Annotated in this window: 17 protein-coding genes and 1 pseudogene; 14 read left to right on the top strand and 4 right to left on the bottom strand. The window is 33.4% G+C overall.

Annotation, left to right across the window (positions count from 1 at the left end; genetic code table 11):
* The first annotated feature begins 353 nt into the window (after window positions 1–353).
* The gene (locus ACIQZG_RS04145; RefSeq protein ID WP_402753898.1) at window positions 354–536 is read left to right on the top strand and encodes a hypothetical protein; all 183 of its coding nucleotides are present in this window, start codon (window positions 354–356) and stop codon (window positions 534–536) included.
* 206 nt (window positions 537–742) lie between these two features.
* Here ACIQZG_RS04145 and ACIQZG_RS04150 read toward each other — a convergent pair whose 3' ends face one another.
* Window positions 743–955 carry a hypothetical protein gene (locus tag ACIQZG_RS04150; protein WP_402753919.1) on the bottom strand — a complete coding sequence of 71 codons (213 nt, stop codon included), beginning with the start codon at window positions 953–955 and terminating at the stop codon, window positions 743–745.
* A 726-nt stretch (window positions 956–1,681) separates the two neighbouring features.
* Between ACIQZG_RS04150 and ACIQZG_RS04155 the strand changes: the two genes are divergently transcribed.
* The 6 genes from ACIQZG_RS04155 (at window position 1,682) to ACIQZG_RS04180 (ending at window position 6,799) form a co-directional block, all read left to right on the top strand.
* Window positions 1,682–2,695 (top strand): siderophore ABC transporter substrate-binding protein, encoded by a 1,014-nt coding sequence (locus ACIQZG_RS04155; protein ID WP_402753899.1) that lies wholly within the window; start codon window positions 1,682–1,684, stop codon window positions 2,693–2,695.
* Between the two features lie 19 nt (window positions 2,696–2,714).
* Window positions 2,715–3,731: an ABC transporter permease gene (locus tag ACIQZG_RS04160; RefSeq protein WP_402753900.1), complete on the top strand. Its 1,017-nt coding sequence runs from the start codon at window positions 2,715–2,717 to the stop codon at window positions 3,729–3,731.
* On the top strand, window positions 3,728–4,792 hold the full coding sequence (locus ACIQZG_RS04165) for an iron chelate uptake ABC transporter family permease subunit (RefSeq protein ID WP_402753901.1): 1,065 nt from the start codon (window positions 3,728–3,730) through the stop codon (window positions 4,790–4,792). The genes ACIQZG_RS04160 and ACIQZG_RS04165 overlap by 4 nt, the downstream gene beginning before the upstream one ends.
* Window positions 4,789–5,541, top strand: coding sequence for an iron ABC transporter ATP-binding protein (locus tag ACIQZG_RS04170; protein ID WP_402753902.1), 753 nt, complete (start codon window positions 4,789–4,791; stop codon window positions 5,539–5,541). Before ACIQZG_RS04165 ends, ACIQZG_RS04170 begins: the two co-directional genes overlap by 4 nt.
* Before the next feature lie 210 nt (window positions 5,542–5,751).
* A complete protein-coding gene (locus ACIQZG_RS04175) occupies window positions 5,752–6,468 on the top strand; it encodes a dihydropteridine reductase (RefSeq protein WP_402753903.1) in 717 nt (238 codons plus the stop codon).
* Between the two features lie 205 nt (window positions 6,469–6,673).
* On the top strand, window positions 6,674–6,799 hold the full coding sequence (locus ACIQZG_RS04180; RefSeq protein ID WP_402753904.1) for a hypothetical protein: 126 nt from the start codon (window positions 6,674–6,676) through the stop codon (window positions 6,797–6,799).
* A 435-nt stretch (window positions 6,800–7,234) separates the two neighbouring features.
* On the opposite strand, the gene ACIQZG_RS04185 is transcribed toward ACIQZG_RS04180, so the two are convergent.
* The 3 genes and pseudogenes from ACIQZG_RS04185 to ACIQZG_RS04195 form a co-directional block, all read right to left on the bottom strand.
* A complete protein-coding gene (locus ACIQZG_RS04185; protein WP_402753905.1) occupies window positions 7,235–7,747 on the bottom strand; it encodes a GNAT family N-acetyltransferase in 513 nt (170 codons plus the stop codon).
* 243 nt (window positions 7,748–7,990) lie between these two features.
* The gene (locus ACIQZG_RS04190) at window positions 7,991–8,872 is read right to left on the bottom strand and encodes a PhzF family phenazine biosynthesis protein (protein ID WP_402753906.1); all 882 of its coding nucleotides are present in this window, start codon (window positions 8,870–8,872) and stop codon (window positions 7,991–7,993) included.
* Window positions 8,873–9,125: 253 nt separating this feature from the next.
* Window positions 9,126–9,454 (bottom strand): annotated as a pseudogene (locus tag ACIQZG_RS04195) (IS110 family transposase); the annotation flags it as partial.
* Window positions 9,455–10,036: 582 nt separating this feature from the next.
* Here ACIQZG_RS04195 and ACIQZG_RS04200 point away from each other — a divergent pair.
* From ACIQZG_RS04200 to ACIQZG_RS04230, 7 genes are all read left to right on the top strand, one after another.
* Window positions 10,037–10,657: a hypothetical protein gene (locus ACIQZG_RS04200; RefSeq protein WP_402753907.1), complete on the top strand. Its 621-nt coding sequence runs from the start codon at window positions 10,037–10,039 to the stop codon at window positions 10,655–10,657.
* 559 nt (window positions 10,658–11,216) lie between these two features.
* Entirely contained in the window at window positions 11,217–11,501 is a 285-nt protein-coding gene (locus ACIQZG_RS04205) for a hypothetical protein (RefSeq protein WP_402753908.1), read from the top strand.
* 157 nt (window positions 11,502–11,658) lie between these two features.
* Window positions 11,659–11,838, top strand: coding sequence for a hypothetical protein (locus ACIQZG_RS04210; protein WP_283871626.1), 180 nt, complete (start codon window positions 11,659–11,661; stop codon window positions 11,836–11,838).
* A 438-nt stretch (window positions 11,839–12,276) separates the two neighbouring features.
* Complete coding sequence (locus tag ACIQZG_RS04215) at window positions 12,277–12,519, top strand: hypothetical protein (RefSeq protein WP_402753909.1); 243 nt, start codon at window positions 12,277–12,279, stop codon at window positions 12,517–12,519.
* A gap of 112 nt (window positions 12,520–12,631) precedes the next feature.
* Window positions 12,632–12,988, top strand: a complete 357-nt coding sequence (locus ACIQZG_RS04220) for a hypothetical protein (RefSeq protein ID WP_402753910.1) — start codon at window positions 12,632–12,634, stop codon at window positions 12,986–12,988.
* 241 nt (window positions 12,989–13,229) lie between these two features.
* A complete protein-coding gene (locus ACIQZG_RS04225) occupies window positions 13,230–13,988 on the top strand; it encodes a class I SAM-dependent methyltransferase (protein ID WP_402753911.1) in 759 nt (252 codons plus the stop codon).
* A 586-nt stretch (window positions 13,989–14,574) separates the two neighbouring features.
* A partial coding sequence (locus tag ACIQZG_RS04230) for an IS110 family transposase (protein WP_402753912.1) occupies window positions 14,575–15,137 on the top strand: 563 nt, incomplete at its 3' end.

Here is a 15,137-nt window from a genome sequence, read left to right on the forward strand (position 1 = left end):
CTCCTCAAAAAGCACGACGAAAAGAAGTTTTCTATAATTGGTTTAATTACAATTATTTTCAAACCCAGAGTAGATAAGTTTTCACCCTAATATATAGATAGCTTAATCATCTATTGTAGGTACGTCTATATTTCCATATGGGTACTTGTTCCACAATCGGGCACGATAGTTGAGCAACACCATTACGAAATGATCAAACTTTTTTGTGAAAAGGAAACTAAGATCTGCTGATAAAGAATCCATTTAGATCAAACTTTAATTCAAAGCAACAATATTAGTTTTGAATAAACTGGAAGATAAGGGAAAATTTAATCATAGATGAATCATCAAATATAGATAATTATATTTTCTATGTGAATCCTTATCGTGAGGAAGATAGAAGTAAGAGTACGGGAGATTTTGAAATCAACAATATGGAAGGGCTCGCCATCATGAATTTTCAATCGGGCGAGCTTTTTCTATTTCTTGAAGAACCGATATTATTAAAGAGGGCATCACGTGAAGGCTGCCAGATTGTCGACAAAATTACTCAATGAACAGCCAGCGCAGTAACTCGCCGGAGACAACCGTTTCGTCGAATTACTATCATGTCAAGTCGTACTAAAACCGCTATTAAAAACTTGACCTAGAAAATTAGGAACTCCATAAAACTACCGACACCGAGGTAAACCTCGCAATCACTCGGTTTTTAACTTGCCTGTGCCGCTCTAAACTTGCGATACGTATGGGGTAAATCTTCTTTTTATCCATCTTGATAGTGACCTGTCGCTTCTAAAACAATAGGTGGTTTCATCCCTGTTTGCAGCTCTAAATCTAGTAAATAAGCATGTACCTCTTCCAATACTTCCACCGTATGATTCACTTTTACACTGTTTTTATAGGGCATTTTTTTATCCAAAAGCATTTGAACATGACTTTCACCTTTTGCGATATCCAGGCCAACAACTGGATTCATAAATTATCTCCTCCTTAGGTAATGGATTGACCGGTAACCTCTATCTAGCTTGTTATACGGGATCACAATGTCCCAACTAGCCTAATCATGTGTTAACAAGTAGAGGGCGACTGTTTAGTTGTCGGGTTCTAGCCCTACGAGCAGGCACGTTCTACCCCGGCTACTATCAATCTATAAATTGAAAAAAATAGTCAACCAGATTTCACGCTGGTTGACCTTATAGAAGTAGGAAAGTGATATAAGCACTTGTACGATTTCAACTAGATCGTTAAACGGAACTCTTCAAAAGACGAATAAACTGTTGAAGCATTTATTCTGTATATCAATTTATTAGATTTAGTCCGTATCATAAAAGGCTATGTGTTAGACGATTACGTGTATCAAAGCATTTCTCAAATGGGATTTTTTCTATAGCAAAGTAACCTTTATTATCACATTATGATGAAGATGTATTGTGATAATTGTGAATTAAACATAAGTGTATTAGTGAGATTTTATAGTTGGGTAAATAATTAGGTGTTGATATTTTTTCCTGTATTGTTATACTTAAACAAGATATTGAAATTGATAATCATTATCAATTGTTTGTGTTGACGCTGTGCACTATGTGAAAAAGAAATACTTATTATTTAAATCAAGCGTAAAAATATAACATAGATATTAATTTTATCAACTCAATTATCTGTTTATCAATATTGTTTACACATAAGGAAAGAGGTATTAGAAATGAGAAAGTTTAGATTAACTGTCATTATGGCAATGTTTGTTTTGGTGTTGGCAGCTTGTTCAAATACAAGTAATGAATCTGCTAAAACTGAACCTAAGGAGAAAGAAAAAGAAACTGCAGAGGTTACAACAGTTGAAATCACTGATGCTCATGGAACAGTTACGGTTCCTGTAAATCCTAAGAATGTAGTTGCTTTGGATAATAGGACGTTTGAAACTTTAGCAAATTGGGATATTGAGTTAGCGGCTGTTCCAAAGGGTGTAATGCCTGCGGATTCACCATATGTAGCTGATGAAAAAGTTCAGGATATTGGAAACCATGGTGAACCAAAACTTGAAATTATAGCAGCTGTAAACCCTGAACTTGTAATTGTTGGTCAAAGGTTTTCTAGCTATTATGAAGATATAAAAAAATTAGTACCAAATGCAGCTGTTATTGATCTTAGTTTTGATGTTTCTGAGGAAGCTGGTGCACCTGGAGAAAATTTAGTAAATGGACTTAAAGGTGCTACAATTAGTTTGGGACAAATTTTTGATAAAAATGAAGAGGCTAAAAAATTGACAGCTGATTTTGATCAAGCTATCGAAAATACTAAGTCTGCATATAATGGAAAAGATAAAATCATGAGTATAATAGTTTCTGGAGGAGATATTGGCTTTTCAGCTCCTCACTCTGGACGTGTCTGGGGACCAATGTATGACATTTTTGGATGGAAACCGGCATTAGAAGTTAATGATTCTTCTTCAAATCACCAAGGTGATGAAGTTTCTGTTGAAGCTATTGCACAAAGTAATCCTGATTGGCTTTTAGTACTAGATCGTGATGCTTCAATAAATTCTACAGAAGAGAAAGTTCCTGCTCAGGATGTAGTTGATAATTCACCTGCTCTTCAAAACACAAAGGCAGTTTCTGAAGGGAAAATCATTTATGCACCAAATGACACTTACACAAATGAATCACTGCAAACTTTTATAGAGATATTTGAAAACATCGCTAAATCTTTAGCTAAGTAGTGTAAAGGAGTATAACATAGTGCCGAAAACTGTTATTACCGGGGTTGAGAATTATTCTCAACCCCAGTTCTATAACCACAATAAAATATGGACAAAACCTTTTATACTAGCAATTATAGTTGTTATTATTTTAGGGACTATATCACTGTTTACTGGAGTTTATGATATACGTGGACAAGAAGATGGAATGGAAATGTTTTTCATAACTCGTGTTCCAAGAACAGTTGCACTGATGCTTACCGGAGCTGCCATGGCAATGGCAGGACTCGTAATGCAACTTATTACACAGAATCGTTTTGTTGAACCTACCACAACAGGAACGATTGAATGGGCAGGCTTGGGACTCCTTGTTGTTTATTTATTATTTCCTGCGCCCACTTTAGTACTTAGAATGACTGGTGCAATCATTTTTTCTTTTATAGGAACTATGATTTTCTTTTTGTTTTTAAGGAGAGTTAAACTTCGTTCGTCTTTAATTGTTCCAATCATTGGACTGATGCTTGGTGCAGTCATTTCTGCAGTTTCCACTTTTATGGGGCTCTTTTTTCAAATGACGCAAATTATTGAAAGTTGGTTTGTAGGCTCTTTTGCGGCTGTTCAAGTTGGAAGATATGAATATTTATGGATAATTGTTATAGTTACTATTCTTATTTTTATTTATGCTAATAGATTGACTTTAGCTGGACTAGGGGAAGATGTTGCAACAAGCCTTGGAGTAAATTATAATATGCTACTTCTTCTTGCTAATGGTCTTATTGCTGTTGCAGTTGGAATTGTTGCAGCTGTTATTGGAAACTTACCTTTTTTAGGTTTAATTGTCCCAAATATTGTTTCGATGTTTAGAGGAGATAATCTCAGAAGTAACTTGCCTTGGGTATGTGTGATAGGAATGGGTACTATTACTCTTTGTGACATAATTTCTCGAATAATTATTATGCCTTTTGAAGTGCCTGTCTCTTTAATACTTGGAACGGTGGGGGCAGTCGTATTTATTACTATTTTATTGAGACAAAGAAAACCAAGGAGGCTAAGATGAACGCATTGGAATATAGAAATAAAGAAAATGTCGAAATCAATTCTAGCCTTCATAATGAAAATAGATTAGCTAGAGCTTTTCGTTCTAAGAAAGATGAAAAACGTTATTGGATTGTGCTAATAACATTGATTGTTTTAGGTGTTCTTTCTTCGTACGGACTTTTAGTTTATAACAATCCAGTTCCAGTAGATTCGCCTTCTTTTATCCCAGTTGTTATGAGAAGGATAGAGGCTCTTGTTGCAATGCTTATTGTTGCAATTTGTCACAGTTTGTCGACCGTTGCTTTTCAATCGATAACGAATAATAGGATTATAACTCCTTCTCTTTTAGGTTTTGAATCACTTTACTCAACAATTCATACTAGTACAATGTTTTTCTTTGGTGCTGGTGCACTGAACAATTTTAGTGGTATTGGATCATTTCTATTTCAAGTAACTGTTATGGTCATGATGAGTTTGATACTTTATGGGTGGTTACTCTCTGGAAAGTATGGAAATTTACAACTTATGCTTTTGGTCGGAATTATCATTGGAACTGGACTGAATTCTGTGTCGACTTTTATGAGAAGACTTCTTGCGCCGTCTGAGTTCGATCTTTTACAAGCAAGATTATTTGGTTCTGTCAATAATGCGGATGCTGAATATTTTCCAATTGTGATTCCAATGGTAATAATTATAGCAATATTAATTTTTGCTTATTCTAAGAAATTAAATGTATTGTCACTTGGAAAAGATGTCTCTACTTCTTTTGGAGTTAAATATCAATCTAGTATAATTTATACCCTTATATTAGTTGCCGTTTTGATGTCAATTTCGACGTCTTTAGTTGGACCACTTACTTTCTATGGATTTTTAGTTGCAACTTTGAGTTATCAAGCGGCGCCAACTTATGACCACAAATATATTTTTTCAATGGCTCTTGCTATGGGCTTCTTTATACTAACGAGTGCATATTTTTTAATGTATCATGTATTTGATTCTCAAGCTGTAGTTTCAGTTATTATCGAACTGTTTGGTGGAATAATATTTTTAATTGTAATTTTAAGGAAGAGGTCTCTATGATAAAGATTGATAATGCTAGAAAGTTGTATACGGATAAGGTCAAGATAGGACCTTTGGATATTGAAATACCAAAAGCAGGTTTTACTTCTTTAATTGGACCAAATGGTGCTGGGAAGTCTACAACACTTATGATGATTGGAAGACTTTTGGATATGGACGAAGGTCAAATTATAGTGGCAAATATGGATGTTTCTGAATCTAAATCAAAAGATTTGGCGAAAATTGTCACTATTTTGCGACAAGAAAATCATTTTGTAACGAGGCTTACTGTTAGACAGCTAGTTGGTTTTGGACGTTTTCCTTATTCAAAGGGAAGATTAACGAAAGAGGATGAGGTTATTATTTCTAAATATATCGATTTTTTAGACTTGACGGATCTAGAAAATAGATATTTAGATGAGCTTTCGGGTGGTCAAAGGCAAAGGGCATATGTTGCAATGGTATTGTGTCAAGAGACTGAATATGTACTTTTGGACGAGCCTCTGAACAATCTTGATATTGCTCGTTCTGTTCAAATGATGGAGCATTTGAGACGTGCTGCTAAAGAATTTGGAAGAACAATTCTGACTGTTTTGCATGATATAAATTTTGCAGCCAAATATTCTGATAGAATTTGTGCCATGAAAGATGGACAAATTGCCGCTTTTGGAACAGTAGAAGAGATTATGGACCCAGAAGTTTTGACAGATATTTTTGAAACTAAAATAGAAATTCTCCATGGTCCTAATGGGCCAATAGCGATTTATTAGTCATAAAATTTAAAAAAGAGAAGCATCTCAAAAAATGATTGTGCCAAAGAAACCTAATTGAAAATTATATTATTTACTTGCAGCTCGCACAAATCATAACAGCTATGCAATGATTCGAAAACATTGAGATAGCTTTTGATATCAATTCTTTTGAGCTTCGTAAATTATAAAATCGGTTCAATCGATCTGAGTAATTGAGGAGGATGTATAATGCAAATATATTGGACTAAAATAAATAAGATTATTGAAGAAACGCCTGAGGTTAGAACTTACCTACTGGACTGTCCGCGAGACTTTACATGGGAAGAAGGTTCCCACACCCACTTCGCACTGGAGGGCTTTAATGCCGGAGATAAACCAAATCGAAGCCTGATTCGCCATATGTCAATTTCCACTTTACCGCATGAAGATTCGATTGGAATTACAACACGCATCAGAGAGCAATGCTCTGAGTTCAAAATGATTTTGAAAAATCTCGAAGTAGGCAATGAAGTTGCAATATTTAAAACGCATTCAAACGTACCGCTGAAAAGAGAAGGAAAAAATATTTACCTGTTGTCATCAGGTGTAGGCCTTGCAACTTTCAGGCCGCTTGTACTGGATTATTTCAAGTGTGTTGATAACGTCAATCGAATCCATTCCTTAAACATAGATTCATCAAAAGATTTCTTATTTACAGATATTTTTAAATCAGCACCTGATAAGAAGTTTACATCACAGTTCGTCGATAATCGTAAAGACTACTATGAAGAAGTGAAAAATCTTGCTGGTGACAAGGATGGGCTCTTTTATGTTGTCGGCAGTGACCAATTCCTCGTGCAAAACATTGAAGTTCTACGTGAGCAGGGCATCAAGGCGGAGCAGATTATGCTCGATAAGCATGAACGACAACTGACTGAGTTTTTATCATTCGATATGTCAAATTAAGAATCGGGAAAAGGGGTTTACTAGCTCTGTCCTCAAGAGCTCAAGCCTCTCGTTGAAAATAAATACGAATAATATTCTGCTATATGGTCATTCTTTAGCAGGATATTATTCTATTTGGTGTTATTTGAATAATTGCATGGACTTTCAAACATATTTGGCATAAAGCCATTTCATTTTGTGGAAAGAAAAAGAGTTATTCCGATATTTGAAGCGAGTTAATCCGTTAAAATTGCAAAAATTATACACTACAGTAGGTGAGCATGAGGGATTTATGGTGGAAGATGCTACAGCATTTTATAAAGAGATGCCAGCTTTTTCGATTTATTTTTGAATGATAAAAATGTAAAACTAAAGTTCAAATTATAACTAAAGAGTTGAAGGTGAGGAATATATTAAAACAATATAATATATTCCTTTTTGGTATACCACATAAGATGTAGTTTTATAGAAAAGATTGATAATTTGTATTAAAGTTGATTAAAATCATCCCACCCCAAATATTTCACAGAAGTGAGATGGTTTTTTATTGGATATTTATGCTACTATCACTATAAAGATTGTGAAGAAATGTACTTAAATGTTGTGTAGCGCTTAAGTTTATATTCCTATAATTGCATTCAAAGAAAAATCCCTGCATTTAATAAAAAAATCGGGACTTTTTTCGTTTTAATAGACTTAGGGATTGTCTAAAAATTAGTGACCTTATTGAGGAAAAGCCCTCCGTTAGTTGAACAAGTAAAGCAATTATTTAAAAATGTATTATAGCTCATTTCCACTCTTCTTCTAAAATAGCGTAATAATACTCATCCCACCACTCATTTCCGTTCGGAATACATTTTTTAAAATAGCCTTCCCTTCGCATTCCAATCTTCTCCATAACTCGGTATGATGGAATATTCTGAGGTTGACAAGTTGCTATAATCCTATGTAACTTCATTTTTTCAAAACCAAATTCCAAAATCGCTTTTGCTGCTTCAGAAGCATACCCTTTATTGTAATATTTCGGATTAAACACCCATCCAATCTCATATGTATGTTCACCAAAATATTTATAGAAGAAAATGTGTCCAATAAGAATGTTCTCATCAATTAATACGACAGGAAATTTCTCAGTTTTATCACCAATGTTTCTATTTACAAACTCTTTTGCATCTACTTCAGTAAAAACACCTTCTGGTATATACTTCATAACATTACTATCTGACGTATATTCAAATACAGCTGGCCAATCTTTGAATTCAAATTTACGTATCAATAACCTTTTTGTTTTAATGTACATTTTCTAACCCCCATCAATGAGATTAATCCCATTATCATTGTTTCGCTATTAAGACAAAAATAACCTCTAAAAAATATCAATCCTTATGGAACTAACCTGCGAAGTTAGTTGAAGTAGAAAAAGGCTCTACTCCTTATTGAAGAAAAGCCCTCGTTAGCCATCCATGTCGCAGAAAATCATTGCCACATCATAGAAAATGAAAGATTATTACGTTCTTTCATGGGAGTTGAAGAAAGAAGATTATTATAAAAACCATTCGCCCTGGGCAATTTTTTCTACCTTACCTCCAACATAAACGTTTATTCTCCCGTTATCATCACTTGCCTTTAAAAACAATAAAGAAGGTCTGTTAATTTCATATCCCTGTTCTACACGAATATTTATTTCCTTTGTTTCAAAATATTCGTATTTAACTAAATAAGATGCTAAACATCCATTACTACTTCCAGTAGCTGCGTCTTCGGGAATACCATAATAATCTGCAAAGTCTCGAACATTTAAATCATTTTCAGAACTATACGTTTCAGGAGAAAAAACCATAATGGCTTTTGCATCAGTATGTTCAATTAACTCATAGTATTTTTTTCTATCTATACTTACTTTTTTTACTGCTTCTAAAGATTTTAAAGGTACAATAATTACTGGAAGTCCAGTTGAAACTTCTTGGATAGGAAATCTAGTATCTATGTATTCTTTATCTATATTTAAAACATCGGAAACCTTATTTGTATCTAAAACCTGACCAAAAGTTGGTTCATTTTGTTTCATCCATAGAACTTCTTCTTGATTATCGAACGAAACAGGAATCTGTCCAGCTTTATAATTTAAAATGAGTCTATCACAAGGTTTCTCTAATAGTTCATTTTGAATGACATATGCAGTTCCTAAAGTCGGATGTCCAGCAAAAGGAATTTCTTCATTAGGTGTAAAAATACGAACGTCATAAACACTATCTTTTTTCGTACTTGATAAGATAAAAGTAGACTCGGAAAAATTAATTTCCTTGGCAATATTTTGCATTTCATTCTCCGAAATTTTTTCAGCATTTTTAAAAACAGCAAGTTGATTTCCTGTATATTTCCCTTGTGAAAAAACATCAACAATAGAATAATTAATTTTACCCAAAATTCTCTCCCTCATTTACGTTTGTAATGTTTCGAATAATATACCATTTATTTCGAGGTAATTAAAAAAAGATGATATTCTTCAACTAAACTGCGCTGTTAATTTAATAACAAAGCTTCAATTTCTTCTTTAGACTTATTAAAGTCAGCCAAGTTATTGCTGCAAGCGGGTGCATGGATGACTGGATCATATTTAACGTTTTTTTTCAGAAGAGAATAGATTAAATTAGCCAATTCACGACACAAATGACCGATTGCTTTTTTCTTCGAGTAAGTTGAACATTGAGATACCAACGATCTCTCATGACAGTTCTAAATAGGGATTGTAATACTGTTTGCGGTCTTATTAAAGTTACACCTTGCATATTAGGGTGTAGTTGTTTACGCCATCCCATATATGACATTACCTTTACATCCATCAAATCTGATTTTTCGCTTATTCCTAAACTTTTACGGAATTCCCCAACTGCTTTATTCTCTATCTGAAACAAATCAAAACCCTTATTTAATAACACTTGTTGGACTAAATAAGATAATGTCCACCCGTTGGTTCTAAGAGGGTTAAGAAGTTATCTTTATTTAAATTGAACTAAAGAGTCATTATTCAAAGCTCCAAACAACGGTAGAGTTTCAACTGTTAAAATAATATTAGATTAAAAATGTTCTCTATATAGTCTATTAAATATTAAAAATACGACATCCATTTTAATGTTCCTTTCGAAATATAAAAAAATCCTGTCGAAAATTAACAGGATTTAAGTAGCTATGTATAAATTTAAGTGCAGTGCCGTAAATAGTATGGAGTGCCTCACGACAATATTAGAGGGATAGGAAACTAGCCCAAATCCAGTAAAGGTCGGAATCACCATAAAGGTCACTGCACCTTTATATTTTACATGATTCTGGAATTAAAAAACAATGTCCCAAAACTAACGGCAGAGTTTCTCACTCTGAGAACCCATGTCTAAGTCAAAGGTACATTGATGAGTATAATTTATATTAAGTTACATTTTTTAAAAATACATAGGTTTTAGCATTTAGACTACTGAAATTAATATAAAATAGTTAAAGACTTACAGAAACTAACGGTGCAGTTTAGTTGAACAAGCGTAAATAATTCTTCTGACCTTGTTTAGATAAAAATAATATTACTTAGGGGGAAAAAATGAGTAATTTTAGAGGAATAATCTTAGAAGGCTACTCGAATGCTGGAAAAACATCAGTCTTAAAAGCGTTGAAACAACTTCATACAAGTGATGATGCCGAACGTAGTGTCATAGTTCTCAGTGAGCATTATTCGCAAGTATTACACAAAGTAAATGGTGAATTAAAGTCGTTAAGTCGAGATGAACACTTACAGGTATTAAGAGAAAGAGTCACGATGCTGAAAATGTTAAATAATTGGTCAAGAGAAATTGGACAAACCCAACGTTCAAAAGGCTTATTCTTTATATTGGAAAGGTTTCATTTAAATCATCGAGTAGCATTTTCTCATTCAATATCAGATGAAATCAAGGAATTAGAAGCCGAGTTATTTGAAATGGGAGCAAGATGTACTTTGTTAACTGTATCACCAGAGAATTTAGAGCAAAGAATAAGTAGTAGAAATCCCAATGAATGGGAAGGGAAAACCATAGAAGAAAAGAAATTAGCGTGTGAATTATTATTAGAACAACAACAAGAATATAGGAGTCAAGCTGAAAATTCGATCATTCCTACAATTGAAATAAATACTGATAATAAAGATTGGGATTCCTACGCAAAACTGAGTTACTTTTTCAACTAACGGAGGCTTTACTTGAAGAACATAGAGTTGCATATGCAGCTCTTTTTTTCTTTATTGAACTAAGGGTGCAAGTTAGTGCAAGAAGTAACGGTTACTTGTGGTGAAATTTGTTTTAAATGAAGGTAAAAATGAGAAACGATGAAAAGAACTTTAAATAAGTTAGATAAGATACAAATTGTTATTGCTAGCCTCGCATTACTTCTAGTCATACTTGGGTTTGCTTATGATAATTTAACAGAAGTCGCATTCATCTTAATATTTATAAGTTTACTTGTAAATGAAGTACGAGATTTTAAAAAAGACAAGAAATCCATTTATTTTTATATGAGAATAGTGATGAAGATACTAATAATTTTCCTTTTAATCTATATGTTATTGTACTAACGTGGTGCTTTAGTGCATTAAGCATTTCAAGAACGTCCCTAAACGAGGGTTTGGGAACTTACTAAAATAAAAACAGTCTATAATAAAAGGAATTATTTAACTTCTCGAAAATTTCTTTGATTATTAGTTTCATTCAAACGTTAATCTTAAATAAAACTATAATGGAGGTATAATTATGTGGTTAATATTAGGTCTTATTGCAATCGTAGCAACTTTTATAAATCTTTATATGTATACAGTAGGGAAGGATTATAAGCTTGCTATGGCGATAGGACTATCATTTACAGCATTAACACTGTGTTCAGAATATAGTCTTGTATCTCGGTGGGTAAAAGTGGAAGATTGGTCAGCTTTAGGGGATGTAGTCCCTGGTATGGAAAGGGCGTTATGGTTTCTGACAATTGTTTCTATCTTACTAAATATAGCACCTATACTTTTAGAATTTAAAAATAAAAAATAATTTCTTATTGAGGTTCATACGGCATTACAACATTAAGAGCAAAAAATCCCCAAATCTCGCTTTTGGAACTTATTTAGAAATTTTTTGACTGATATAGAAACAAAAAAGGAATAATGTTACAATCTGTAGGATTATATTTATATATGAGGTGTTTCTTATGAAATTATTACTTTACTTTTTTTACACTATCGCAGTTCTTGCTATTATCACTTTTACTTATGATTTAGTTAAGTTAGGCACTTTCGATTGGTCTTCTCTTGCAATAACTTTTTGTATGATTGGGGTTGCAACGGGATTAAAAAAGAACACTAAAAACATTCAATCTAAAGTCGGGTAAAAAAACAATCAATGCTTTAAAAGCAGAAGCACATCAGCGAGTAAAACCTACATCGAGTTCGATTGATACGTTTATTTAAGCTATACGATCACATACAAAATAACGTTCCCAAACAAAAGTTTGGGGCCACAACAAAATACTTAAAACGTTGTCATATTAATGTTTTTAGTGTTTTTTTGTTCTATTCATATACACCTTTTTATGTACTATCGTTTGAATTTAGATACAACAAGGTTTTAAACGCTGTTCAAAAGAAACTGCACTGGCTCAAGTGAATAAAATCTTGAATTCGCTGCTCATTTCTTAACGTTGTAAATCCGCACTTTTCTGACGGGACCCCCCTATTTAGATTGTGAAAGAATGTACTTAAAGTAACGAAGCAGTTTAGTCGAATTACTAATTTGGTCATTGTGGTAATATAAGGAAGGGGGTGTCCGGATGAAGGTGATTTTTCAAGCAATTATTGGTTCAATTGCAATACATATAGTCTATTTAATCGGTATGATGTTAGTCAGTTTTATAAGAACAAGAAACTATAAACCCGATCTTACAAGTGCCTGGGATAATGTAGAGACACTTCAAAGTGAAGTGGTTTTTAGTAAGGCTAATTCTCCTTTTCTTTACTTATTCACATTTGTAGGGGTAGCTATATTTTGTGGAATTATAATATTTTTCATCTAAAAAACTATTGTACGCCCATGAAAGAATGTAATAATCTTTCATTTTCTGAGTTGTAACGTTGATTTTATGTGAGGACGGCTAACAGGGAGCTTATGAAGGAGGAAACACACAGTTGAAACTGATTTGTAAAGCATGTAACTTAGCAATTTCTGAATCATTATCGGAACTAAAAGACTTGAATTTGGTAAATAAAAACGATGGTCAAGATTATGTTCCTAAAGGCTCTTATTTAATTCAAGAGGAAACAGATTATGAACGAATAAAGGGTTCTATCATTATAAACATCAAGGATTTAATCAATTCAAAGCACCATTCAGATAGGAGTAGATTAAATGGCTGTTGTGGTCTGGATGGTTGTGATGGAATGAACAGAGTTTGCTTACATAATCACGAAATTGGTACAGAATACTCTGATTGTTGGCGGGTTCATTTTGTTGCATTAAATCCAGAGCTAGTAAAACTTATTTAAGATTTACATTTTCATTGGCTTATTAAACTAAAGAAGAATAGTTGAATAAGATATATGGACTTAATATACATTGAAAAATAACTGGTTTGAGTCTTAAAAGTGTATAATGTAACAATATTATATAGAAAGTGAGTGATTTAATATGATAGTCAGCTCTTTATCTACATCTAACAAACTTGAGGTGCGGAAGTTTTAATAATTCAATTAAAATTCTTCCGCGTCTAATATCGGAGGAAATGAAATGTTTAGTTATTACGGTGCATTAAGTACGGAAGTATATGATTTTACTAAACCAGTGGGATATTCTATTGACGGTGATATTGAATATTATCTTGAAAGATTAAAAGGGACTAAAGGGAAGATACTTGAAGCTGCTGTCGGATCGGGCCGATTCTTAATTCCCTTACTTGAAAATGGATTAATTGTTGATGGTATTGACTATTCAACTGAAATGTTAGATTCTTGTCGAAAACGATGCAAAGAAAGAAATTTAAATCCGAGGCTATATGAAGGTAACTTACGTAGTTTTTCTTTGGATTCAAATTATGAAGCTGTCGTTATACCTACAGGCTCCTTTTGCTTGATTGATAATTTAACGGATGCTAAAGATGCTCTGAAATGCTTTTATAATCATCTAATACCAGGAGGACGTGTAATAGTTGATTTGGAATTACCTAGCAATTGGCGTGCAGGAGAAATTACTACTGCAACCTTTCCTCTTTCTAACGAAGAAGGTATTTCTTTAGAAAGCAAATCAATTGAAATCAACTGGATCGACCAATATACCCTATCTTATTTAAAATACGAGAAATGGAGAAAAGGTAAGCTGGTAGACACAGAATTACAGAAGTTTGCAATGAGATGGTACGGAATCGAAGAATTCAAACTTATATTGGAAAGCGTTGGTTTTTCTGATATTACTTGTTCTGCCGATTATACTTATAAAAAGCAACCATCAAAAGATTGCCAACTCATTACATTCGAAGCTGTACGAAAATAATATAATTGCAAATTTATAAAACTGGATGTTTGCAAAAGAACTGAGCGAATAATAAAGCTCAGTTCTTTTATTTATAAAAAAGACTTTTATCTAAACCTGCTAAGATTTTATAAAGAATTACACTTCAACTAACGAAGCAGTTTAGTTGAAGAAGGCACATCTATAGAAATGGAAGATTACATGGTAAAATAGTGAAAAAAGACTGTATCTAATATGGATGTTTCTTTAACCAATAAGATTAATATAAGATTTTAAGAAAGTCCATTTTAGTAAATTTAAAATAAAGTTTGCTAATGATAAGTTCAATCATTTGGAATAGATTTTATCAAAATTCCAAGCATATTGTTCCACTTACAGGGGATTAAAGACAATCGAAATATTTTTCTGTAAGAGCATAAAACCAGATTGATTAGGAGGTGTGAACTTGAAATAACGTTGTACTGTTTTATACTTTTGGATTTAAAAGATATAAGGAGCATTCCTGTTAGAAGGATTTTCAGGGGCTTGAAATAGAGAAAGCCCTCTTGTATGATGCATGAGTGTCAACGCCTAAATTGACCCACCATCATACAGGAGGACTCCATTTATGAATTCTAATACGAACCAAAAGATTAATCAAGTCACTGAAAAAACGCTCGTCATCGGTATCGACATTGCCAAGCGTACACATTATGCATGCGCTATCGATGAACGTGGGCGTGTGCTCCAAAAATCGTTTCCTTTCGCACAATCTAGAGCGGGTTTCGATGCTTTTTATGAAAGATTACTGGCTTTGCGTGCTACGCATGAAAAAAGCGACGTGTTAGTCGGTTTTGAGCCTACCGGCCATTACTGGATGAATCTCGCTGCTTATCTTTGTGCACATGGGATTCCGTTTATCATGGTGAATCCTCATCATGTGAATCGTTCCAAAGAGCTAGATGACAATCTTCAAACGAAGAACGACCAAAAGGATGCGCTCGTCATTGCGCGTTTAATGCGTGATGGACGATTTAGTTACCCACGTATTCTTGAAGGCATGGAAGCCGAATTGCGTAATGGCGCTACTTTGCGTGCCAAAATCCAAGAAGATTTAAATGCGCTTCACAATCGAATGATTCGCTGGATTGATCGTTTCTTCCCTGAATTTATGTCTGTCTTTAAGCAATT

Source organism: Lysinibacillus sp. NPDC096418 (assembly GCF_044762775.1).
Lineage (GTDB): Bacteria > Bacillota > Bacilli > Bacillales_A > Planococcaceae > Lysinibacillus.